Annotated in this window: 19 protein-coding genes and 1 tRNA gene; 5 read left to right on the top strand and 15 right to left on the bottom strand. The window is 50.5% G+C overall.

Annotated elements, in window-relative coordinates; all coding sequences use genetic code 11:
• Positions 1–11: 11 nt before the first annotated feature.
• From rpsG to rplK, 8 genes are all read right to left on the bottom strand, one after another.
• Entirely contained in the window at positions 12–482 is a 471-nt protein-coding gene (gene rpsG / locus EZV72_RS02305) for a 30S ribosomal protein S7 (RefSeq protein ID WP_137165712.1), read from the bottom strand.
• Positions 483–558: 76 nt separating this feature from the next.
• Positions 559–933, bottom strand: coding sequence for a 30S ribosomal protein S12 (gene rpsL, locus EZV72_RS02300; protein WP_018984244.1), 375 nt, complete (start codon positions 931–933; stop codon positions 559–561).
• Between the two features lie 296 nt (positions 934–1229).
• A complete protein-coding gene (rpoC, locus tag EZV72_RS02295; RefSeq protein WP_137165711.1) occupies positions 1230–5411 on the bottom strand; it encodes a DNA-directed RNA polymerase subunit beta' in 4182 nt (1393 codons plus the stop codon).
• An 81-nt stretch (positions 5412–5492) separates the two neighbouring features.
• Positions 5493–9521, bottom strand: coding sequence for a DNA-directed RNA polymerase subunit beta (gene rpoB / locus EZV72_RS02290; protein WP_137165710.1), 4029 nt, complete (start codon positions 9519–9521; stop codon positions 5493–5495).
• Between the two features lie 281 nt (positions 9522–9802).
• A complete protein-coding gene (gene rplL, locus EZV72_RS02285; protein ID WP_137165709.1) occupies positions 9803–10180 on the bottom strand; it encodes a 50S ribosomal protein L7/L12 in 378 nt (125 codons plus the stop codon).
• Between the two features lie 56 nt (positions 10181–10236).
• Complete coding sequence (gene rplJ, locus EZV72_RS02280) at positions 10237–10755, bottom strand: 50S ribosomal protein L10 (protein WP_137165708.1); 519 nt, start codon at positions 10753–10755, stop codon at positions 10237–10239.
• 308 nt (positions 10756–11063) lie between these two features.
• Entirely contained in the window at positions 11064–11759 is a 696-nt protein-coding gene (gene rplA, locus EZV72_RS02275) for a 50S ribosomal protein L1 (RefSeq protein ID WP_137165707.1), read from the bottom strand.
• Between the two features lie 4 nt (positions 11760–11763).
• Entirely contained in the window at positions 11764–12192 is a 429-nt protein-coding gene (gene rplK, locus EZV72_RS02270) for a 50S ribosomal protein L11 (RefSeq protein ID WP_137165706.1), read from the bottom strand.
• Positions 12193–12510: 318 nt separating this feature from the next.
• Between rplK and EZV72_RS02265 the strand changes: the two genes are divergently transcribed.
• The 4 genes from EZV72_RS02265 to EZV72_RS02250 are packed head-to-tail and all read left to right on the top strand — an operon-like array spanning position 12511 to position 16897.
• Positions 12511–13314 carry a hypothetical protein gene (locus EZV72_RS02265; RefSeq protein ID WP_137165705.1) on the top strand — a complete coding sequence of 268 codons (804 nt, stop codon included), beginning with the start codon at positions 12511–12513 and terminating at the stop codon, positions 13312–13314.
• A gap of 13 nt (positions 13315–13327) precedes the next feature.
• Positions 13328–14362: a substrate-binding domain-containing protein gene (locus EZV72_RS02260; RefSeq protein ID WP_137165704.1), complete on the top strand. Its 1035-nt coding sequence runs from the start codon at positions 13328–13330 to the stop codon at positions 14360–14362.
• Complete coding sequence (locus tag EZV72_RS02255) at positions 14359–15873, top strand: ABC transporter permease (RefSeq protein WP_137165703.1); 1515 nt, start codon at positions 14359–14361, stop codon at positions 15871–15873. The genes EZV72_RS02260 and EZV72_RS02255 overlap by 4 nt, the downstream gene beginning before the upstream one ends.
• Positions 15874–15883: 10 nt before the next feature.
• Positions 15884–16897: an ABC transporter ATP-binding protein gene (locus EZV72_RS02250; RefSeq protein WP_137165702.1), complete on the top strand. Its 1014-nt coding sequence runs from the start codon at positions 15884–15886 to the stop codon at positions 16895–16897.
• 62 nt (positions 16898–16959) lie between these two features.
• On the opposite strand, the gene nusG is transcribed toward EZV72_RS02250, so the two are convergent.
• The 5 genes from nusG to EZV72_RS02225 form a co-directional block, all read right to left on the bottom strand.
• Positions 16960–17505 carry a transcription termination/antitermination protein NusG gene (gene nusG, locus EZV72_RS02245; protein WP_137165701.1) on the bottom strand — a complete coding sequence of 182 codons (546 nt, stop codon included), beginning with the start codon at positions 17503–17505 and terminating at the stop codon, positions 16960–16962.
• Positions 17506–17508: 3 nt separating this feature from the next.
• Positions 17509–17886: a preprotein translocase subunit SecE gene (gene secE / locus EZV72_RS02240; protein ID WP_137165700.1), complete on the bottom strand. Its 378-nt coding sequence runs from the start codon at positions 17884–17886 to the stop codon at positions 17509–17511.
• Positions 17887–17945: 59 nt separating this feature from the next.
• A tRNA-Trp gene (locus EZV72_RS02235) sits at positions 17946–18022 on the bottom strand.
• 189 nt (positions 18023–18211) lie between these two features.
• A complete protein-coding gene (locus tag EZV72_RS02230) occupies positions 18212–20053 on the bottom strand; it encodes an ABC transporter ATP-binding protein (RefSeq protein WP_137165699.1) in 1842 nt (613 codons plus the stop codon).
• A gap of 14 nt (positions 20054–20067) precedes the next feature.
• The gene (locus EZV72_RS02225) at positions 20068–20682 is read right to left on the bottom strand and encodes an RraA family protein (protein WP_137165698.1); all 615 of its coding nucleotides are present in this window, start codon (positions 20680–20682) and stop codon (positions 20068–20070) included.
• 184 nt (positions 20683–20866) lie between these two features.
• Here EZV72_RS02225 and EZV72_RS02220 point away from each other — a divergent pair, with 184 nt between their 5' ends.
• Positions 20867–22933, top strand: coding sequence for a M13 family metallopeptidase (locus EZV72_RS02220; protein WP_137165697.1), 2067 nt, complete (start codon positions 20867–20869; stop codon positions 22931–22933).
• Positions 22934–22971: 38 nt separating this feature from the next.
• Here the strand turns inward: EZV72_RS02220 and EZV72_RS02215 are convergent, their stop codons facing one another.
• Both EZV72_RS02215 and dbpA read right to left on the bottom strand, forming a co-directional pair.
• Positions 22972–23373 (bottom strand): ACT domain-containing protein, encoded by a 402-nt coding sequence (locus EZV72_RS02215; RefSeq protein ID WP_137165696.1) that lies wholly within the window; start codon positions 23371–23373, stop codon positions 22972–22974.
• A gap of 9 nt (positions 23374–23382) precedes the next feature.
• Positions 23383–24768, bottom strand: a complete 1386-nt coding sequence (gene dbpA / locus EZV72_RS02210) for an ATP-dependent RNA helicase DbpA (RefSeq protein WP_137165695.1) — start codon at positions 24766–24768, stop codon at positions 23383–23385.
• Between the last annotated feature and the right edge of the window lie 38 nt (positions 24769–24806).

Genomic DNA, 24806 nt, shown 5'->3' with positions numbered 1-24806 from the left:
CAGTAGCGAAATTACCAGCGGTAGTGTGCGAACGCTTTGTTCGCTTCGGCCATACGGTGAACGTCTTCACGTTTCTTAACCGCAGAACCTTTGTTGTCTGCCGCGTCTAACATTTCAGCTGCCAGGCGTTGTGACATTGACTTTTCGCCACGTTTACGTGCAGCATCTACCATCCAACGCATACCTAGTGCATTACGACGAACAGGACGAACTTCTACTGGAACCTGGTAAGTTGAACCACCAACACGGCGAGATTTAACTTCCACAGTAGGACGAATGTTGTCCAGTGCATCTTCAAATACATCTAAGTGTGCTTTGCCGGTTTTTTCAGCAACAATATCAAGCGCACCGTAAACGATTTTTTCAGCAACTGATTTCTTGCCGTCGAGCATTACGACATTCATGAATTTAGCAAGCAGCTGCGAACCATATTTTGGTTCTGGTAGGATTTTACGTTGACCTACGACTCTTCTTCTTGGCATCTTCTATTCTCCGTATGAATTCAGGGATTTCCCAAAACTCTGTTTACTTCAGTTTGGCCTTACTAACGGAGAACCGTTAAGACTTAGGCTTCTTCGCACCGTATTTAGAACGGGCTTGACGACGATCGTTTACGCCTGCGCAGTCCAGAGTACCGCGAACAGTGTGATAACGAACACCTGGCAGATCTTTAACACGACCGCCACGGATTAATACAACACTGTGCTCTTGCAGGTTGTGACCTTCACCACCGATATATGAAGAAACTTCAAAACCGTTAGTTAGACGCACACGACATACTTTACGCAGTGCAGAGTTTGGTTTCTTAGGCGTAGTAGTATATACGCGAGTACATACACCACGTCTTTGTGGGCACGCTTGCAGCGCAGCTACGTTGCTTTTTTCAACGGGCTTTTTACGCGGCTTACGTACTAACTGGTTAACTGTTGCCATTAACTAGCTCCTGATTAAAAACTACAAAAACCCGAACCAAATGCCCGGGTCCAATTGTTTGCGATTATTTGTTGAATCGCCCGGTTTTGTGCTCGTCAAAACCGCAGTGCTCTGAAACAAAAAAACCGCGCCCTTCTTTGGTGTCTTTAAAAGACTGTCCAAAAATCGGGTCGCGGAATTCTAATGATCAAAGCATGCACTGTCAAGGTGTACAAAGGTTAACCACAAAATTTTCTGGTTAATCACGACACCCTGACCGCATCATAACCGGGGTGAAACCACCCCGGATATAATGATTACTCGTCAGAAGATGCACCACCGCTTACATCGGCATTCAGTGCTTCAGTCAACGCCAGCTCTGCATCAGCTGCAGATACAGACATCTCTTCTAACTGTTCCTGACGCTTCTGCATACGACGCTCGTGGTACGCAAAACCTGTACCTGCCGGAATCAGTCGACCTACGATAACGTTCTCTTTCAGACCGCGCAGATCGTCTTCCTTGCCTTGTACTGCCGCTTCGGTCAGTACGCGGGTTGTTTCCTGGAACGACGCCGCCGAGATGAATGACTCAGTCGACAGTGACGCTTTGGTAATACCCAGCAGTTGTGTTTCGTACAGTGCAGGCAGTTTGTCCTGACGCTCAAGTTCACGGTTAGCAATCTTCACGTTTGCTACTTCAACCTGCTCGCCTTCAAGGAACTGACTGTCGCCTGGTGCTGTGATGATACACTTACGCAGCATCTGGCGGATGACCACTTCGATGTGCTTATCGTTAATCTTAACACCCTGCAGACGGTAAACTTCCTGTACCTCATTCACGATGTAGTTAGACACCGCGCTGATACCACGCAGACGCAGGATATCATGTGGAGACTCCGGACCGTCGGCAATTACTTCACCGCGTTCAACCTGCTCACCTTCAAACACGTTAAGCTGACGCCACTTAGGAATCATCTCTTCGTACTGATCGCCGCCATCACGTGGTGTGATAACCAGACGACGCTTGCCTTTGGTTTCTTTACCAAAGCCAATCATACCTGACTTCTCGGCCAGAATAGCCGGCTCTTTAGGCTTACGCGCCTCAAACAAGTCAGCAACCCGTGGCAGACCACCGGTGATGTCACGTGTTTTCGAGCTTTCCTGCGGGATACGGGCCAGCACGTCACCGGGCTGAGCCACTTTGCCGTCAGCAGCTTCAATAGTGGTAAAGCTTGGCAGGCGGATTTCCTGCAGGCCAACTTCATCACTTTCCAGAATCAGCTTAGGCTCTTTAGCATTCACTTTAGCCAGATCTTTAACCACGATACGGGTCAGACCAGTCAGCTCATCCTGCTGCATTTCGGTGTTGGAGTCATCAACGTCAGAGAAGCTGACTTTAGACGGACGCTCAACCACGATTGGGTGACTATGCGGGTCCCAGGTTGCTACGATGTCACCGGCATTAACGTCGGCTGCTTCATCCACTGACAACACAGCACCGTAAGGTACTTTATAACGCTCTTTCTCACGGCCGTGAGAATCCGTTACCGTTAATTCAGTTGAGCGCGATACGATAACCAGTTTGTTTTCTGAGTTACGCACACTCTTGGCATTTTGCATACGCAGAGTACCGGCTGTTTTAACCTGTACGCTGTTTTCTGCAGAAGCCCGCGAAGCCGCACCACCGATGTGGAACGTACGCATGGTAAGCTGTGTACCTGGTTCACCGATGGACTGTGCAGCGATAACACCAACAGACTCACCTTTAGACACCATATGACCACGTGCAAGGTCACGACCGTAACAGTTGGCACATACACCAAAGTCGTTATCACAGGTGATTACTGAGCGAACCATAATCTGGTCTACTGAATTTTGCTCCAGCATGTCTACCAGGGCTTCGTCCAACAGTACATTACGTTCTACCAGAATCTCTTCTGTACCCGGCTTATAAACATCTTCTGCAACCACACGGCCCAGAACACGCTCACGCAGCGGCTCAACAACATCACCACCTTCAATCAGCGGTGACATCTTCACGCCTTCAAACGTACCACAGTCGTCATTGGTGATAACCAAATCCTGTGCCACGTCTACCAGACGACGAGTCAGGTAACCCGAGTTCGCTGTTTTCAGTGCGGTATCGGCAAGACCTTTACGCGCACCGTGGGTTGAGATGAAGTACTGGAGTACGTTCAGACCTTCACGGAAGTTAGCCGTGATAGGCGTTTCGATGATTGAGCCATCCGGCTTCGCCATCAGACCACGCATACCAGCCAGCTGACGAATCTGGGCCGCACTACCCCGTGCGCCTGAGTCCGCCATCATATAAACCGAGTTAAATGATTGCTGCTCTTCTTCTTCGCCCTGCGCATTGATAACAATGTCAGACTTCAGGTTATCCATCATGGCCTTAGCAACTTTTTCGTTGGCATTTGACCAGATATCGATAACTTTGTTGTAACGCTCACCGGCAGTAACAAGACCGTTCTGGAACTGTTCCTGAATCTCGATAACTTCCGCTTCTGCGTCGTCGATAATTTCTTTCTTAGCTTCCGGGATAACCATATCGTCGATACCTACTGAGGCACCTGCAATCATGGCGTAATGGAAACCGGTATACATTACCTGGTCAGCAGCGATAACTGTGTCTTTCAGACCCAGTGTACGGTAGCAGGCGTTAAGCAGTTTCGAGATCTGCTTTTTACCCATTGACTGGTTAATGATTTCAAACGGCAGCCCTTTAGGCAGAATCAGCGAGAAAATCGCACGACCAACCGTAGTATCAGTCAGGGTGACACGTTCTGTTTTAGTACCGTCTTCGGCGATATCAAATTCTTTGATACGCACTTTTACGCGGGCGTGCAGTTCAGCTGCATCGGTACGATACGCTTTTTCTGCTTCGTTCGGGCTGGTAAATACCATGCCTTCGCCTTTCGCGTTGATTTTGTCACGAGTCAGGTAATACAGACCCAGTACAACGTCCTGTGAAGGTACGATGATTGGCTCACCGTTCGCAGGCGACAGGATGTTGTTGGTCGACATCATCAGGGCACGTGCTTCTAGCTGGGCTTCCAGCGTCAGCGGTACGTGCACAGCCATTTGGTCACCATCGAAGTCAGCGTTATAGGCCGCACACACCAGTGGGTGCAACTGAATCGCTTTACCTTCGATCAGGGTCGGTTCAAACGCCTGGATACCCAGTCTGTGCAGCGTAGGTGCACGGTTTAGCAGTACCGGGTGTTCACGGATAACTTCATCAAGAACGTCCCATACTTCCGGCGCTTCACGCTCAACCAGCTTCTTAGCTGCTTTGATGGTTGTTGCCAGACCACGGCCTTCTAATTTGCCATAGATGAACGGCTTGAACAGTTCCAGTGCCATTTTCTTAGGCAGACCACACTGGTGCAGACGCAGTGTCGGGCCTACTGTGATTACAGAACGGCCAGAATAGTCAACACGTTTACCCAGCAGGTTCTGACGGAAACGACCTTGCTTACCTTTTATCATGTCTGCAAGCGACTTAAGAGGACGCTTGTTAGAGCCGGTAATGGCACGACCACGACGGCCATTATCCAGCAGCGCATCTACCGCTTCCTGTAGCATCCGCTTTTCGTTACGTACGATGATATCCGGCGCAGCCAGATCCAACAGACGCTTAAGACGGTTGTTACGGTTAATAACACGACGATACAGATCGTTCAGATCAGACGTTGCGAAACGTCCGCCATCCAGCGGTACCAGAGGACGCAGATCAGGTGGCAGAACGGGCAGCACAGTCATGATCATCCACTCTGGCTTGTTGCCAGATTGCTGGAATGACTCAAGCAGTTTCAGACGCTTAGTGATCTTCTTACGCTTGGTTTCTGAGTTAATGCTTGGCAGTTCTTCACGCATGGCGGCAACATCCGCATCAACGTCCAGAACTTTAAGCAGATCAAAAACAGCTTCGGCACCCATTTTTGCATCAAACTCGTCACCGTTTTCTTCCAGTGAGTCCAGGTACTCTTCTTCAGTCAGAAGCTGACCACGCTCAAGGGTCGTCAGGCCTGGCTCTGTCACAACGAAAGATTCGAAGTACAGTACGCGTTCGATATCACGCAGTGTCATATCCAGCATCAGACCGATACGAGACGGCAATGATTTTAGGAACCAGATATGTGCAACCGGGCTGGCCAGTTCGATGTGGCCCATACGCTCACGACGAACTTTGGTCAGTGTGACTTCAACACCACACTTCTCACAAATAACACCACGGTGCTTGAGACGCTTGTACTTACCGCACAAACATTCATAGTCTTTTACCGGACCAAAGATGCGCGCACAGAACAGGCCATCGCGCTCTGGCTTAAAGGTACGGTAGTTGATAGTTTCAGGCTTTTTCACCTCACCAAATGACCATGAACGGATCATTTCAGGTGAAGACAGGCCAATTCGGATATTATCGAATTCTTCTGTCTTGTTTTGTTGCTTTAGAAACTTTAATAAGTCTTTCACAATACTCTCCCAGCGGAGTCAGTCTCTATAACCCGGCCATCTCTGACCGGGCCATCAAATCAAACTATGGCGTACGCCGGCTTACTTTTCTTCCAACTCGATGTTGATACCCAGCGAGCGGATTTCTTTAAGCAATACGTTGAAGGATTCAGGCATGCCCGGCTCCATTCTGTGGTCTCCGTCGACGATGTTCTTATACATCTTCGTACGGCCGTTTACGTCATCCGATTTCACTGTCAGCATTTCCTGCAGTGTATAGGCTGCACCGTATGCTTCCAGTGCCCACACTTCCATCTCACCGAAGCGCTGACCACCGAACTGTGCTTTACCACCCAGAGGCTGCTGCGTAACCAAGCTGTAAGAGCCGGTAGAACGCGCATGCATCTTGTCATCAACAAGGTGATTCAGTTTCAGCATGTACATGTAACCTACAGTTACCGGACGTTCAAACGAGCGACCTGTACGACCATCGTATAGCGTGATTTGTCCGCTTTCAGGGATATCCCCAAGCTTCAATAACGCTTTAATTTCTTCTTCGCGAGCACCGTCGAATACTGGTGTAGCTACTGGCAGACCCTTACGCAGGTTATTCGCCAGACGCGTCACTTCGTGATCGGTGAAGTTATCAATATCAACTTCCTGGTGATTCTCACCCAGCGTGTATACCTCTTTAAGGAATTCACGCAGTTTGGTCAGCTCTTCCTGCTCTTCCAGCATACGGTTGATTTTCACACCGATACCGTGCGCCGCCATACCCAAGTGAGTTTCAAGGATCTGACCGATGTTCATCCGCGAAGGTACACCCAGCGGGTTAAGAACGATATCAACCGGATTACCAAACTCGTCGTACGGCATATCTTCTACCGGTAAGATAGTCGAGATAACACCTTTGTTACCGTGACGACCAGCCATTTTATCACCAGGCTGAATGTGACGTTTAACCGCCAGGTAAACTTTAACGATCTTCAGTACGCCAGGAGCCAGGTCATCGCCCTGAGTGATCTTACGACGCTTCGCTTCAAACTTCTTATCGAAGTCTGCTTTGATTTCTGCAAACTGCTCGGCGCTTTGATCAAGCTCCAGCTGTGCATCTTCATCTTTCAGCGTAATATCGAACCACTTCTCACGCGGCGTGCTGTCCAGCTTACCTTCGTCCACGCCAACCCGGATTAACAGGTTACGGGCACGAGAGAAAATACCGTCCGCCAGGATATTAAACTCGTCAGACAGATCTTTCTTAACCTGACGCAGCTGCATATCTTCGATTTCCAGTGCGCGCTTGTCTTTTTCAACGCCGTCACGGGTAAATACCTGAACGTCGATAACAGTGCCGTGAACTGAGTTAGGTACACGTAGAGACGTATCTTTAACATCAGACGCTTTTTCACCGAAGATCGCACGTAGCAGTTTTTCTTCTGGCGTTAGCTGAGTTTCACCTTTTGGTGTCACCTTACCAACCAGGATATCGCCGCCTTTCACTTCTGCACCAATGTAAACAACGCCGGACTCATCCAGTTTGCCCAGTGCAGATTCACCCACATTTGGAATATCAGAAGAAATCTCTTCTGGACCAAGCTTGGTATCACGCGCGATACAGCTTAATTCCTGAATGTGAATAGTGGTGAAACGGTCTTCCTGAGCCACTCGCTCAGAAATCAGGATCGAGTCCTCGAAGTTGTAACCATTCCACGGCATAAACGCGATGCGCATGTTCTGGCCAAGCGCCAGCTCACCCAGATCCGTTGACGGACCATCTGCCAGTACATCACCAGCCACAATCGGGTCACCTACGCTACACGTTGGCTTCTGGTTGATACAGGTGTTCTGGTTAGAACGGGTGTATTTGGTCAGATTGTAGATATCGATACCGGCTTCACCAGGTACCATTTCATCTTCGTCTACTTTGATCACGATGCGGCTGGCATCAACAAAGTCAACTTTACCACCACGCTTGGCAACAACGGTTACACCGGAGTCAACCGCGATAGTACGTTCCATACCGGTACCTACCAGCGGCTTGTCTGCGCGAAGTGTAGGTACAGCCTGACGTTGCATGTTGGCACCCATCAGGGCACGGTTGGCGTCATCGTGTTCCAGGAACGGGATGATGCTTGCCGCAATCGATACGATTTGCTGTGGAGAAACATCCATGTAGCTAATGTCTTCTTTTGGCATTAGCGTTGTTTCGCCACGGTGACGTGATGGAATCAGGTCATCTACCAGTGCGCCGTTTTCATCCAGGGCAATGTTTGCCTGGGCGATAACGTACTGGCCTTCTTCGATCGCTGACAGATAATCAATCTCGTCAGTAACCACACCGTTGGTAATACGACGGAACGGGGTTTCCAGGAAACCAAAGTCATTGGTACGCGCAAAGCTTGCCAATGAGTTGATCAGACCGATGTTCGGACCTTCCGGCGTTTCGATTGGACACAGACGACCATAATGCGTCGGGTGTACGTCTCGAACTTCGAAGCCGGCGCGTTCACGGGTCAGACCGCCCGGACCAAGCGCAGAGATACGACGCTTGTGCGTAACTTCTGATAGCGGGTTGTTCTGGTCCATAAACTGAGACAGCTGCGATGAACCAAAGAACTCTTTAACCGCTGCAGAGATAGGCTTCGCGTTAATCAGATCCTGCGGCATGATGTTGTCAAGATCACCTAAGCTCAGGCGCTCTTTAACCGCACGTTCTACACGTACCAGACCAACACGGAACTGGTTTTCAGCCATTTCACCAACAGAACGGATACGACGGTTACCAAGGTGGTCGATATCGTCCACTTCGTCTTTACCGTCACGAATCAGAATCAGCCGATTCATTACCGCTACGATGTCGTCTTTGTCCAGCGTACCAGAGCCAGTCAGTTCATTACGGCCAAGACGGCGGTTGAACTTCATACGACCTACTGAAGACAAATCATAACGCTCATCAGAGAAGAACAGATTGTCAAACAGCGTTTCTGCCGCATCTTTTGTTGGTGGCTCACCAGGACGCATCATACGGTAGATTTCTACCAATGCTTCCAGACGGTTTGTGCTGTTATCGATACGCAGGGTATCTGAGATATAAGAACCGTGATCAAGATCGTTGATGTACAGGGTTTCAAACTCTTTGATACCTGCCTGGCTCAGTTCAGCCAGCATTTCCAACGTTAGTTCATCGTTAGCATTAACGATAACTTCACCGGTATCTTCATTCACATAGGTTTTCGCAAACACTTTGCCAATCAGATACTCTGGTGGAACAGCCAGTTCTGTCAGACCTGCTTTTTCAAGCGTACGGGTATGACGGGCAGAGATACGACGACCGGTTTCAACAACCACGTTGCCTTCACCATCTACGATATCGAACTGAGCCGTTTCACCACGCAGACGATCCGGTACCACTTCCATCAGCAGTTTGTCTTTTTCGATACGAATCTGTACACGCTCGAAGAATGTTTCCAGAATTTCTTCTGTCGTCATTTCCAGGGCGCGCAGAATGATCGTAGCGGGTAGCTTACGACGACGGTCAATACGTACGAACAGGTTATCTTTCGGGTCGAACTCGAAGTCCAGCCATGAACCACGGTATGGAATAACCCGTGCGTTATACAGAACTTTACCCGAAGAGTGAGTTTTCCCTTTATCGTGGTCGTAGAATACACCAGGTGAACGGTGTAGCTGCGATACGATAACACGTTCAGTACCGTTGATAACAAAGGTGCCGTTTTCCGTCATTAACGGAATTTCACCCATGTACACTTCTTGTTCTTTAATATCTTTTACGGTACCGGGGGCGGCTTCTTTATCAAAAAGAACTAAACGTAGTTTTACTCTTAACGGAGCAGAAAATGTGACACCACGAATTTGACATTCGTTGACGTCGAACACTGGTTCACCCAGGCGGTAGCTTACAAATTGAAGCTCCGAGTTACCTGAGTAGCTTTTAATTGGAAAAACTGAACGAAATGCTGCTTCCAAACCATATTGAGCATCAGGATCAGTCTCAATAAATTTTTTGAAAGAATCTAGCTGAATTGAAAGAAGGTATGGGATCTCCAGTACCTGTGGGCGTTTGCCAAAATCCTTACGGATACGTTTCTTTTCGCTATAAGAGTAAACCATGGGTTCCTCAGCCTGCTGATTTATGACCCAACCTGCTGTCTGAGACGACCAGACAACAAACTTCCACAACCCTTTTCCCGGGCAATTTCACCAGCATACAACAAAATTTAACCAAATGAATAGTTAACTTATTGGTTTGATGCTTTTTATTTGGTGGTCCGGGTGCGCTTTACGGGGAACAAGCAAAGGGCAAAAACTGTGTACCCCACAGCGCAAAAAGGCTGGTGGTCTAAAAAACCACCAGCCTAGCCGTTTCAGGCAGGTAATCTGATTAGTTCAGATTACTTAACTTCAACTTCTGCACCAGCTTCTTCAAGCTCTTTCTTCAGTGCTTCAGCTTCGTCTTTGCTTACGCCTTCTTTGATAGCTTTAGGAGCTGATTCAACAACTTCTTTCGCTTCTTTCAGGCCAAGACCAGTCGCGCCGCGAACTGCTTTGATTACTGCAACTTTGTTCGCGCCGAATGAAGTCATTACAACGTCGAACTCAGTCTTTTCTTCTGCAGCAGCAGCTTCGCCGCCAGCAGCAGGACCAGCTACTGCAACAGCTGCAGTTGCTTCAACGCCGAATTTTTCTTCAGCTGCTTCGATTAGCTCAACCAGTTCCATAACTGGCATTTCAGCAATCGCGTTCAAGATATCTTCTTTGGTTAGAGCCATTTCTCTAAACTCCTGGGTTTAATACGTTAAAAAAATCAATATGCCAAAAACGAAAATTATTTTTCGTCTTTGATCGCCGCCAATACGCGCACAAATTTGGTAGGTACTTCGTTGATAGTCCGAACGAATTTGCCAACCGGTGCTTTGAAGGTTGCAAGTAGTTTCGCAAGCGCTTCGTCGCGAGTCGGAAGTGATGCCACTGCGTCCAGTTTTTCTGGACCAAGCAGACCGCTGCCGATTGATAGAGCTGTAACTTTCAGCTTATCGTTTGACTTAGCAAAGTCTTTAAAAAGACGTGCTGCACCACCTGGTGCCTCCATAGAGAAGCCATAGATAAGAGGACCAGTCAGAGCGCTGTCAATGTCAGCGAATTTGCTTTCTGCCAGAGCACGTTTAGCCAGTGTGTTGCGAACAACTTTCAGGTATACACCTTGTTCACGGGCTTTAACGCGCAGTTCTGTCAGTTCAGCAACTTCCAAACCACGGTATTCAGCGACGGCAACGGATAGAGCTTGAGATGCAACATCGGATACCTCTGCTACGATCTCTTTCTTTGCTGCTAAACCTAGTGCCACTGAGTTCACCTCTTTGTATCTGATGCACTACACAACTATTGCCTAGCCACATCAGGGTTCACAGATTGATATCTCAGGCTATTGCCGTTGATACCGCTCTACGGTGTTTTTTACCCAGAGAGTCTGAGTCAAACCACCGTCTGCGCAGGCTATTAAATTAAGCAAAACATTGAATGTGAAAGTTCTCTTACCTCTTTCACTGTTTTGCGCCTGCGGTCTAGGACGGGAGCTGCAATTAAGCACTGCTTGTTTACAGCTCCAACCCAAAACCTTAAGAGAGCTAACGCCGCAGCATTAGCAAATAAGTCTTACTGACCAACGCTTGCTTTATCAACAGATACGCCAGCGCCCATAGTGGTGCTCAGGCTTACCTTCTTGATATAAGTACCTTTGGCAGAAGAAGGCTTAGCTTTCTTCAGTGCTTCCAGTAATGCTTCAACGTTTTCTTTGATTTGATCAGCTTCAAACGCGATCTTACCAACGCTGGCGTGGATAATACCGTTTTTGTCGTTGCGGTAACGAACCTGACCCGCTTTTGCATTTTTAACTGCAGTCGCTACGTCTGGTGTTACTGTGCCAGTTTTAGGGTTAGGCATCAGGCCACGTGGACCTAAGATTTGACCTAGCTGACCAACAACACGCATCGCGTCTGGGCTGGCAACTACTACGTCAAAGTTCATTTCGCCTTTCTTAACCTGTTCAGCCAGGTCATCCATACCAACGATGTCGGCACCGGCTTCTTTAGCGGCATCTGCGTTTGCGCCTTGAGTAAATACTGCTACGCGAACATCTTTACCAGTACCGTTTGGCAGTACAGTTGCACCACGAACGTTCTGGTCAGATTTCTTAGCATCGATACCAAGGTTAACAGCAACGTCAACACTTTCAGGGAACTTAGCCGTGGCTAGTTCTTTAAGCAGCGCTACCGCTTCAGCGATATCGTACTCTTTACCTGCGTCAACTTTTTCGCGAATGATGCGAGCGCGTTTAGTTAATTTAGCCATTCGATTAGTCCTCTACGTTCAAGCCCATTGCGCGAGCAGAACCCGCAATTGTGCGTACTGCTGCGTCCAGAGAAGCTGCAGTCAGGTCCGGCTCTTTAGTCTTGGCAATTTCTTCCAATTGAGCACGGGTAACTGTACCCACTTTCTCAGTGTTAGGACGGCCTGAACCGCTCTTGATTCCAGCCGCTTTTTTCAGCAGGAATGAAGCAGGAGGCGTTTTTGTTACGAATGTGAAAGAACGGTCTTCGTATACAGTAATTTCTACTGGTACCGGAGCACCCTTCTCTAAGCTTTCGGTTTTCGCGTTGAAAGCTTTACAGAATTCCATGATGTTAACACCATGCTGACCCAGTGCAGGACCAACTGGTGGACTTGGGTTAGCAGCACCTGCCGCAACCTGTAGCTTGATTAAGCCTGTTACTTTCTTTGCCATTTCTCAATGCTCTCGTGTTTGGGTCAAACGCCTCGCAAATATCGAGATTATTTGCTTAGTAGGCTTCCCGTTCCGTTTAAAAGGGCGCGTAATGTACAACAATTAGTCATACCTCGCAAGCCCAATCCCAGGAAAATTTGCAATAAAGTGCTCTTATTCTCTTATAGTGTCTGTGCAGTAGGCATTTTTGGGCCTGAGCGATGATCTGCTGCAGATGAACCCTATATGAATAAAAAGCAAGACACGAGTTCAGCGCTTTACTAGCAAAATGATAATAAGTATCATTTTTATCGAATAAATAATCAACGGAACCGAATAATGAAAACAGCAAAGACCCTTCTTGCCAGCATTGCGTTTGGCCTCTCCCTGACCGCCCTGCCTACTGTTGTTAGCGCTAATGGCGTAGTGACCGATCAGGTTAATCACTTGAAAGCGCACTTAGGCGAATACAGCGAAGAAGTGAGCTGGCTGGTAGAAAAATATGACGGTGTGGTGACCACCTATACAAAGAAAGGTAAACAAACCGATACGCAACAGTTGATTGATTACTGGGAAGAAGTAAACTTCCACTCGGCAATCGAAACACAATACATTCCGATTTACGCGACCATCTGGCAAGGCATTTATGGCATGAAAACCGCCATTGAAGAAGGTGCTGATGTCGCCACACTGCGCGCTGAGCAGTCAAAACTGAATCAGGCTTTATGGCAGGCGCTGGGGGCGGTTAAAGTGGCAGCCCATTATCAGGATAAAGGTGTGATTGCCAAGGTTCAGACCACCGAGCAGGAACCTACCACCGCGCCGGCTGTGATTGACGATATTGAGAAACGTCTGGATAAGGTCGTGGCTAAATATGCTGAGCAGTTAACCGAAGTGGCCACTACCATGGTACATGATGCCTACCTGCAACGTTTTGAAGGTATTGAAGGCGCCCTGATTGAACAGGATGCTGACCTGGTTGAAGATCTGGAAAAAGACTTCAACGTCACGTTGCCACAGGCGCTTGATGGTAAAACCAGCGTAGATAAAGTGCGCAGCATTGTTGAAACGATGAAAAATAAACTTGCCAAGGCCAGAAAGCTGCTGGTTGAAGCAGAACAAAACCGCAAAGACGTGTTTTAAGGATTAGTGTTATATGCAGCGTAGAACCTTTCTGCAATCGCTGGCGGCTGCCGGTGCATTATCGGCTTTGCCGTTTGGCGCCCGCAGTGAAGCTGCTGTTGCTTCAGCCGTGTCAGTTAACAACCTGCCCGAGTTAGCTGGGGATCTGACATTATATCTGGGTCGTGGTGAAGGTGGTCTGTACGAAAATGTATTGCAGGCCATCCGTCAGCGCAATCCGAAGCTCAATCTGGAAATTCGCCGGGGTGCAACCGCTGCTCTGGCCAATACCCTGATAGCTGAAGCGCAGGCTGGGGTTAAGCGGGCAGATTTGTTCTGGGCGGTAGACACCGGGTCCATCGGACTTATTACTGATGCAGGCCTGGCTAAACCCTTGCCGGCTGATATCAGCAGTCAGCTTAAGGACGGCTTTCAGTATCCCAGCTGGACGCCGGTAACCGGGCGTGTGCGTACCTTACCCTACAATACCGAGCGACTCAGCGCGGACAAAATCCCTGACAGTATTATGGCCCTGGCCGACAGTGATCTGTCGATTGGCTGGGCGCCGGCTTACGCATCGTTTCAGTCGTTTGTTACTGCTATGCGGATTTTAGAAGGCGAAAAAGCCACCGCCAACTGGTTACGCGGCGTCAATCGTCACGCCACCAAGTATGCCGGGGAACTGGGCGTGGTGATGGCCGTGGAGCGCGGTGAAGTCGACCTTGGCTTTGCCAACCACTACTACACATTACGCCTTAAGGCGGGTAAACCGGATGCTAATGTAGACCTGGCGTTTACCAGGGGCGATGCCGGCTGTCTGGTTAATGCCTCTGGCATATTGTCCCTCACTGACGGTGATCTGCCGTTTAACTTTATGCGTTATCTGTTATCTGCTGAGGTTCAGGCTTATCTGTCTTCAGAAGCGTATGAGATTCCGCTGGTTAACGGGGTCAAGGCTCCGCAGGGGTTACCGCCAATGGCCAGTCTGACTCCGCCTGAGCTGGATTTACGCAAACTGGCCGATTTACGACCAACATTGGGATTGATGCGTGAAGTAGGCGTTTTGTGAGGCACATCCCTAAATCTTATCCATTTGCATTAGTTATTGCACTGCTGGCGGTACTACCGCTCAGCGTGCTGTTTTCGCTGGCATCTGATGCCAGCGCTATGTTTGACACGCATAACCTGCGGGTACTGGGCAACACCACCGCCCTGGTCGTGCTGACCATCGCCGGCTCGGTGTTACTGGGTGTACCGCTAGCCATACTCACCACCTATGTCAATCTGCCCTGGCAGCGTTTCTGGCTGATATTGCTTGCCTCGCCGCTGGCTATGCCATCGTATATCGGGGCCTTTACCCTGTACTTTGCGTTTGGCCACAATGGCGAGATTGAACAGCTAACCGGCATTAGTACTCCGCCCATCAGTGGCCTGTGGGGCACAGCGCTGGTCATGTCTATTTATACCTACCCGTTTGTTATGATGACCACCCGGGCGTCATTGCTGAGTCTGGACGGCAGCATGGTTAATGCCGCCCGTACTCTGGGCATGTCACTGCCTGCCAGTCTGATAAAGATTGTACTGCCCCGAATTATGCGTGCGATTGCCGCCGGAGCACTACTGGCAGCGCTGTATGCCCTGTCAGATTTCGGCACACCCGCTATCTTGCGGCTGGATACCTTTACCCGGGTTATTTTTGTCGAATACAACTCATTCGGGTTACCCCAGGCCGCTATGTTATCGATTCAGTTGCTGGTCTTTGTGGGTGTGGTACTGGCCATTGAGTCTTCGGTCAAAGGTGGCAAAGAACGTCCCGGGCGGCAACTCTGGCTGTACCCCAAACCCTGGCAGCGTAACCTTATGTTACTGGCCAGCATGCCCTGGGTCTTGCTGGCAATTGTGATACCGCTGGGTATGTTCACCTTGTGGCTGATTCGAGATGGCGCTGGCGATTTTGATATGACCTATGCCTTTAATTCGGCCTATGTATCATTACTGGCAGCCGTGGTTGCTGTGTGCGTGGCTATTCCTGTAGCCCATGCAGCGACGCACGGACTGGCCGGCAGGCTGATGGAACGGGTCACCTATTTTGGTTTTGGTGTACCCGGCGTGGTGATGGGCACCGCCCTGCTATACACCGGCTTAAAATACTTCCCGTTTTTGTACCAGACTATCGCCATGCTGGTGATCGCCTATGTACTTCGGTATTTGCCGCTGGCAGTGGGCTCGGTGCGAACCACCGCCGAACGGCTCGACCCGTCGCTGGTAAAAGCGGCCCGGGTACTGGGCGCCTCGCCTAAAGAGGCCTTCCGGCGTGTAACCCTGCCACTGACCTATCGGGGCATGGTGGCCGGAGCAGCGCTGGTGTTTTTAGAAGTGATGCGCGAACTGCCAGCCACCCTGATGCTGCGCCCTAACGAGTTTGAGACACTGGCCACTTACATGTGGAATGTGTATGAAGCCGGCTATTTTGGCACGGCGGCGATTCCCGGTCTGATGCTGGTGCTGCTGTCCGGGCTGGGCCTGATGATTATGCTGACCGGTGAAGGCGGTAATAAATTAAAGCTCAATAAGGAGTAACCCTGACACTATGCTGACCGTAAGTGATCTGTCCGTCAGATATGGCGATACCCTGGTGGTCAATCAGCTTGATCTGACTCTGGGTAAGGATGAAATACTCATGCTGGTTGGCCCTACCGGCTGTGGTAAAACCACTATTTTGCAGGCGCTGGCCGGACTGATTCCGATCAGCGGCGGTACGATTTCCATGGGCAAGTGGCAGGCGGCTGTGAATAAACAGGTGCCGCCGGAAAAGCGTAGTGTGGGTATGGTATTTCAGGATTTTGCCCTGTTTCCTCACCTCACTGTTGAGCAAAATGTGTGTTTTCGCTTAAAAGACACCGGTCTGGCGGATCACTGGCTCAATCTGCTGGGTCTGAATGACTTTCGCCAATCCCGGCCTGACCAGCTTTCCGGCGGGCAGAAACAACGGGTGGCACTGGCCCGTACGCTGGCGCATGAGCCTGACTTTGTGCTGCTGGATGAGCCTTTATCAAATTTGGATGCGGCACTGAAAGACAGCCTGCGCTGGGAGATTCGGGCAGCGTTAAAAACCGCCGGCGTCCCGGCCATCTGGGTCACCCACGACCAGGATGAAGCGTTGTCCATCGGGGATCGGGTTGGTGTACTGAATAAAGGAGTACTGGCCCAGATTGACAGCCCCGAAAATTGCTTTTCTAAGCCTGCCAGCCGCTTTGTGGCCCAGTTTCTGGGGGATGCCAGCTTTGTACCGGGAACACTGCGTGACGGTGCTGTCAGCACCTGTATTGGCGCCACGCCAGGGATTGCCATTGATAATGCCAGCGGCGAGGTAGACTTATTGCTGCGCCCGGATGATGTGCGTCTGTGCGACACCAATGCGGCTAATGGTACCGTTGAATGGGTGCGCTTTGAAGGCGGCTCCAGGCTATGCGCGGTTGCTCTGGATGATGCGCCGGGTACGCAAGTTAAGGCCCGGGTATCCCACGAACACGTATTTAGCCCAGCACAACGCGTACATGTTCAGGTAGACTCAACCCATGCACTGGCTGCGTTTCAGCGCTAGCTACAGCCAGGCATAAAAAAACGCGGCAAAAGCCGCGTTTTTTTGTCCCAGCGATAAGTCGCCTAGCCTTTTTCGACCTGACCAAATTCCAGGTCGACCGGGGTAGAACGACCGAAAATAAGCACCGATACTTTCACTCGGCTCTTCTCGTAATCGACTTCTTCTACCACACCATTGAAATCGGCAAACGGACCATCGGTAACACGTACCACTTCGCCCGGCTCGAACAATGTTTTTGGCTTTGGCTTATCAACCGACTCTTCAAGGCGGTTCAGAATCGCATCTGCTTCACGCTGAGAGATTGGCATAGGACGGTCAGATGTACCGCCAATAAAGCCAAGTACCCGCGGTACAGACTTAACCAGGTGCCATGAATCTTCATTCATGTCCATTTCTACCAGTACGTAACCCGGGTAGAACTTACGCTCTGATTTACGCTTCTGACCAGCACGCATTTCAACCACTTCTTCGGTAGGTACCAAAACCTGACCAAAGTGCTCTTCCATTTCGTGCATCTTGATGTATTCAAGCAGGGTTTTCTTAACCCGTGACTCATACTGGGAGTAAGCCTGTACGACGTACCATCTTTTCTTTGATTCTTCAGACATACGTTATGCTCCGATTCCAGTAATAAAACTAACCAGGCGCACCAGAATGCCATCCAGACCCCACAGGATCAGGCCCATTACCAGTGTCGCCACCATGACAATTAATGTAGTCTGATTAGTTTCCTGACGGGTTGGCCAGACTACTTTGCGAACTTCCATTCGCGAGTCTTTCGCGAACGTAATGAAGGCACTACCTTTTTCAGTTGTCGCCGCAATAAAGCCCGCAATAGCGACAAGCACGACCGCACCGATTGCCCGGTACAGTACGGAAAGTTCACCGTAGATATAGTTTGCGGTAATCACGCCAGCCAGCAGCGCAAAGACGATTACCCATTTAAACATGTCCAACGGGTTGGACGAATTTTCCGTTTTTTCGCTCATGTTACGATCCTAGCAATACTGCGTCGTTTATCTGTGTACCAGTCACAGAACACTTAATCTGGCAGGGGTGGAGGGACTCGAACCCCCAACCATCGGTTTTGGAGACCGCTGTTCTACCAATTCGAACTACACCCCTGTGGCACCGACAATGCGGCAATAAACTTACATTACCCTTGAGAATTTAGCGTCTTATCTAAGGAAAGTGCGGATTCGCAAGGAGGGATGCGCATTATACTTAACATCCCGCCAGATACAAGGGTTTTGTCGGCGTAAAAAGCAGCGTTTTGCTTACTGCCTGACTCACGCCCGCCTCCTGTATACCAAATCACTCTACGCCGATAAACCCGCCGGTCTGGTGTGCCCACAGTTTGGCATAAATACCATTACGCGCCACCAGTTCACTGTGCGTGCCCGACTCTACCACCCGACCTTTGTCCAGCACCAGCAGGCGATCCATCTGGGCAATGGTGGACAATCGATGCGCAATGGCCAGCACGGTTTTATTTTCCATCACTGAATTCAGACACTCCTGAATAGCCGCTTCCACTTCCGAGTCAAGTGCTGAGGTGGCTTCATCCAGCACCAGAATCGGTGCATCTTTGAGCAACACCCGGGCAATGGCAATACGCTGACGCTGGCCACCGGACAATTTCACACCCCGTTCCCCCACATGCGCATCATAGCCGGTCCGGCCCTCGTTATCGGTCAGGGTCAGAATAAACTCATGGGCTTCTGCCTGTTTAGCAGCAGCCACTATTTCCTCCTCGGTGGCCGTAGTGCGGCCATACATGATGTTGTCGCGTACCGAACGATGCATCAGTGAGGTGTCCTGGGTCACCATACTGATCTTTTCACGCAGGCTCTCCTGCCCCACTTCATCAATAGCAAAACCGTCGATGCGGATAGTACCACTGTGGATATCGTAAAAGCGCATCAGCAGATTTACCAGCGTGGACTTACCGGCGCCGGAGCGTCCGACCAGGCCCACTTTTTCGCCCGGAGCAATATTGATATTCAGATCATTAAAGACCTCAATTTGCTGATTATCCGCGCCGGCATAACCAAAATGCACCTGCTCAAAATCAATTTTTCCGCCACTGATGGCCAGGTTCTGTGCCTGAGGTTTATCGGTCACCGCCACCGGCTGCGACAGCGTATTGATGCCATCCTGCACAGTTCCCAGGTTTTCAAACAGCGAGGTCACTTCCCACATGATCCAGTGCGACATGCCGTTTAACCGTAAACACAGGCTAATGGCTACCGCAATATCACCGGGTGAGACAATCTGCTGCATCCACAGATACACCGACAGCGCTCCGATAACAAAAATCAGTACTGCATTGGCCATTTCCACACAAAATTCAAGTACCGTCACCAGACGCATTTGCGGATACACGGTATGTAGGAACTCATCCATGCCTTCGCGGGCATAGTCGGCTTCACGGCGACTGTGAGAAAACAGCTTTACGGTGGAAATATTGGTGTAGCTGTCCACAATCCGGCCGGTCATAATGGAGCGCGCATCGGCCTGACGCTGCGATACTTTTTTCAAACGCGGCACCAGCGCCCGTAAAATGCACACATACACGACAAACCAGACAAGCAGAGGCACTGCCAGACGCCAGTCGGTGCTGAAAATCAGTACTACCATCGAGATAAAATAGACACTGATGTAAACCAGCAGATCCAGCACTTTGGTGACGGTTTCACGCACAGCCAGTGAAGTCTGCATGACCTTGGTGGCCACCCGGCCGGCAAATTCATTATGGAAAAAGCTCAGACTCTGGCTGAGCAAATAACGGTGCGCTTGCCAGCGAATACGCATCGGGTAATTGCCCATCAGCGATTGTCTGGAAAATAGCGAGCGTAGCAGAATCGCTCCGGGAATTAAGACCAGCACGGTAAGCCCCATCCCGATGAGTGTCCATTTCTCGTTTTGCAAAAACGTCGTTCGGTCCTGCTCGGCAAACCAGTCCACCATCTGGCCTAAAAAGCCAAACAGCGCCACTTCCAGCACGGCAACCAGAGCGCTGAGCACCGACACAATAGCAATAATTTTCCACATGCCCTGGCTGTAGTGGCGACAAAAAGCCACGATACCGGCAGGCGGCTGTGAGGGAGGTGAATCGGGAAACGGCTGGGTCAGCCGTTCGAAAAATGAGAACATAGTTTTACTCTTGGCTACTCAGTAAACCCCAGTTTTTCGAGGCTAGACTGCACTTTTTGATAATGGTCGGCCTGCCATTGCTGCAGAGTCACCGCGCTATCTTTATCCGCTCGTGCCCGGGCAATGTGCAGTGCCTCACTGGCTTTGTCAGCCGGAATAACGGCGATACCTTCCTGGTCGGCCACAATGATATCACCAGGGTTTACACGGACACCACCGCAATCCACCGGTTGATTTAAGGGTGTGACCGACTGCTTGGCACCGGGTTTAGGGATAACCCCCCGGCCATACACCGGAAACTGCATCTGGCGAATCTCGCCAATGTCCCGGATAACGCCATCAAGCACAAACCCCTTAATGCCTCTGGACTGGGCAATAGCGCAGACATTGCCTCCGGCCAGCGCGTACTGATCATCAGCCTGTACCACGATGATATCTCCTGGCGCAGCCCGGTAAATAGCCGCATGCAGCATCAGATGGTCGCCTGGCTCACAGCGCACTGTATAAGCAGGCCCGGCAATCGCTGGCGCCGGTTGCCACAACGGGTGAATGGCATAGTCCATAAACTGTTCGCGAGGCAGGGCATCGGCATATTCGCAGGTACTGACACAGGTATAATCAGGGGTCATGGTAACGCTCCGTTTTAGTTGATGAATTTTTACTATATCAGTGCCCCCCGTTTAAGTTGTTACAACTTATGTATTTTGAACATAAATGATGTTTTTGCCGTGTCTGGCATGGTATTTAATTAAAGACAATAAGAAGACCGTCAGTCAGGGTACCGGCGGTGAAAACATCCGTTAAGGAAACGACATGAAAAAGACCCTTTTAAGTTTGTCTGTGCTGTTGGCACTGACCGGCTGCGGCCAGCAGGCAGAAACCCAGAAGACCAGCGAGCCCGCCGCGCAAACAGAACAAGAGCAAAAACAACTGACCTCCGGCATTGTGACCGAAAACATGGATACCTCGGTTAAGCCCGGCGATGACTTTTACCGCTATGTAAATGGTAAATGGCTGGCCAATACCGAGATTCCGGCGGATAAATCCTCGTACGGTGCGTTTCAGATCCTGCGTGATGAGTCTCAGGAAGACGTGCTGGAAATCATCAAGTCCTCTGCCGACGGCGATTTTGAAAAAGGCTCTGATGAGCAGAAAGTCGGAGACTTCTATCAGTCCTACATGGACATGGAAACCCGCAACAAAATCGGCTTAACCCCCATTGAATCGGATCTGGCGAAAATTAACGCGATCGATTCTTACGACAAGCTGGCAGCCTACTTTGCCTATGCTAACAAGTATGGTTACGGTACGCCGTTTTCGCTGGGGCAGTATGTTGACTTCAAGTCACCTGAAACCTACATGATTTATGCCTGGCAAAGCGGGCTGGGCTTGCCGGAGCGCGAATATTATGTAAAAGATGATGAAAAGTCGGTGCAGCTGCGCAAAGACTACGTGGCGCATATTGAAAAAATGTTTACTCTGGCCGGGTTCGACAAGCCGGCAGAAAGTGCCAAAACCATTATGGAACTGGAAACCACTATTGCCGGTCTGCATATGAAAAAAGAGCAGACCCGCGACTGGGCCAGTAACTACAACAAGGTAGAGCCGGCTAAACTGAAAGAGATCATGCCAGACTTTAACTGGGATGTGTTTTTAGCCGACCTGGAACTGACGGATCTGGATGGCCTGGTGGTTATGCAAACCGAGTATATGCAGGCCCTTAATGATCTGCTGCAGGACACTGACCTTGAAACCTGGAAAACCTTCGCTAAGTGGCACATGCTGACTGCGGTTGCAGGCCGCCTGAACGCCGAACTCGATGCAGAGAACTTTGCGTTCTACGGTAAAAAACTTCAGGGTGTGGAAGAACAGCGTCCGCAATGGCGTCGTGGGGTTGATTTGCTAAACGGCACCGTGGGTGAAATTATCGGCAAAGTGTATGTTGACCAGCATTTTCCGCCAGAAGCAAAGCAGCGCATGGAAGTGATGGTGGATAACCTGATTGCCGCCTATAAAACCAGTATTGAGAAGCTGGACTGGATGACGGATGAGACCCGTAAACAGGCGCTGGATAAACTGTCTAAGTTTTCGGTGAAAATCGGTTATCCGGACAAATGGAAAGACTATTCTGCTCTGGAGGTGGAAGCCAACGATTTATTCGGTAACATCCGTCGTGTTGCCGAAGTTCGCTATGCTGAACTGCTGGAAAAACAAGGCGGTCCGATATGGGATCACGAATGGGGCATGACGCCGCAAACCGTTAATGCTTACTACAGCCCGCCTGAAAACGAGATTGTATTCCCGGCTGCCATACTGCAACCCCCGTTTTTTGATATGAATGCTGAGGATGCAGTGAACTATGGCGGTATCGGCGCGGTAATCGGGCATGAAATTGGCCACGGATTTGACGACTCAGGCTCAACCTTTGACGGGGACGGTGTGCTGCGCAACTGGTGGACCGATACCGATCGCGAAGAGTTTGAAGCCCGCACCGGTATGCTGGTCGAGCAATACAATAATTTTGAAGCTCTGCCTGATCTGAACGTTAACGGTGAGTTTACCCTGGGTGAGAATATCGGTGACCTGGGTGGTATCAGCATTGCCCTGAAAGCCTATCACATGTCACTGGATGGCAAGCAAGCCCCCATGATGGACGGATTCACCGGCGACCAGCGGGTCTTTATCGGCTTTGGTCAGGTGTGGATCAACAAGTACCGTGACGAGTCACTGCGTACGCTGGTGCAAACCAATCCGCATGCGCCCTCTGAGTTTCGCGCCAACGGGGCGGTCAGAAATGTACCGGAGTTTTATGAAGCCTTTGATGTAAGCAAGGATGATGCGCTTTATCTGCCACCGGAAGAACGGGTAAAAATCTGGTAATCCGGTCACACAAAAACGGGAGCTCAGGCTCCCGTTTTTTATGACTTACTCAGTTGTGACAAGCACTGCACCGCACGCTGGGCATCCGCACTGGCCACAAACACATGATCATGGTAAAACCCGGCCACCACATTAGCTGAAATTCCCTGCCCGGTCAGGGCTGCTGACATGGCCGCCGTCAGACCCACTGCCTCGAGGCTGGAATGAACATGACAGGTAATGCAGGCAAACGGTCCTTCACCGGGTATGCCATAAATCTGGGCATCCTGCGCACTGATGATCACCGTCACCCCTTCTGCTTCACGAAAAAAGCCTTTAACCGAACGCACCGGCAGCTGACTGAAACGTTCAGGGCTGACCGAGCAAAAGCGGTACTCGGTCTCCTCGGCCACCGGCTGTAATGTAGCCAGTAAGGTATTCAGGTCGGTTTCACCAGCCATGCAGTCTCCTTAACTCAGTTTGCGGGCTCTGACGCGCTTACCTTTGATTTTTCCTTCACGAAACAGCTTCAGCGCCTTTTTCACACTACGCTGCTTAACCGCCACATAACTGACCTGATTGGTCACACTGATTTTACCAATGTCCTCACCGGGGATTTCGGCGTCCTTGGTCAGTGAACCCAGAAAGTCTCCCGGCCGCAATTTTTGTTTTTTGCCAGCCGCTATGGCCAGACACTGAAATTCTGGCGTAAGGATGCGGTTGGCATGAAAACGCAGGCTCTGGAACCCTTTACGTTTAAACGGTTCACCTTGCAGATCTTCAATGCGACCCAGTTTCTGTTCTTCTGCTTCGCTGCACAACGTAAACGCCTGCCCTTTGGCGCCGGCCCGACCGGTACGGCCAATCCGGTGAATATGCACTTCAGCTTCCTCACTGACGTTATACACAATCACACAATCCACGTCTTTGATATCCAGACCACGGGCAGCCACATCGGTGGCAACCAGCACCTGCAGACTGTCGCTGGCAAATTGCATCAGCACCTCAGTGCGTTGCTGCTGGGTCAGGTCGCCCTGCAGCGCTTTAGCTGCAAAACCTTCATACGCCAGTGCATCCTGCACTTCTGTTACCTGCACCCGGGTATTACAGAACACGATGGCTTTATGCGGCTGAGCTTCTGACAAAATCCCTTTCAAGGCATGCATCCGGTTGGCCTCATCCACCCGGTATACCAGTTCGGCAATATCCGGGCGCTGTAAATCCTGTTCGGGCTGACGGTGTACCACAGGATCGGTCAGATAGCGCTGCGCCTGAGCTTCCACCGGTGCCGTATAGGTAGCAGAGAAAAACAACGTCTGGGCAGTGACAGGGGTTTGGGCAAATAACGTCGCAATATCCTCAGCAAAGCCCATATCCAGCATCCGGTCAGCTTCATCGAGCACCCGAACCTTAACATTGGCCAGCGAAATCCGGCGTTTTGCTACATGTTCAAGCAACCGTCCAGGCGTGGCCACAATTACAGCAGCTCCGTGTTTGAGCGACTGAATTTGTGGCCCCATGGCCACGCCACCGCACAGGGTCAGTACTTTCAGGTTCGGCATTTGCCGCCCCACCAGACGAATCTGTTCACCAACCTGTTCTGCCAGTTCCCGGGTCGGGCACATCACCAGCATCTGGGTAGCATAGTCGGTCGGGTCCACCTTGCTCAGGCCGGCCACCGCAAAGGCGATGGTTTTACCCGACCCGGTGCTGGCCTGCACCAGAACATCACGGCCAGCCAGTGAGTCCGGCAGGGTCTGGGCCTGCACCTGCGTCATGGTGGCCATGCCGGCACCGGCCAGGGCGCCGCTGATAGCTTCAGGCATGGCCAGCTGATTAAACAAGGGGTTACTCATAATAAAAGCACTCTTTTTACCAAAGCGATGAATCGCTG

Origin of the sequence: Salinimonas lutimaris (genome assembly GCF_005222225.1) — a bacterium.
GTDB classification, from domain to species: domain Bacteria; phylum Pseudomonadota; class Gammaproteobacteria; order Enterobacterales; family Alteromonadaceae; genus Alteromonas; species Alteromonas lutimaris.
Note: the sequence above shows the minus strand (reverse complement) of the source record. Positions and strands in the feature narration are given on the sequence as shown.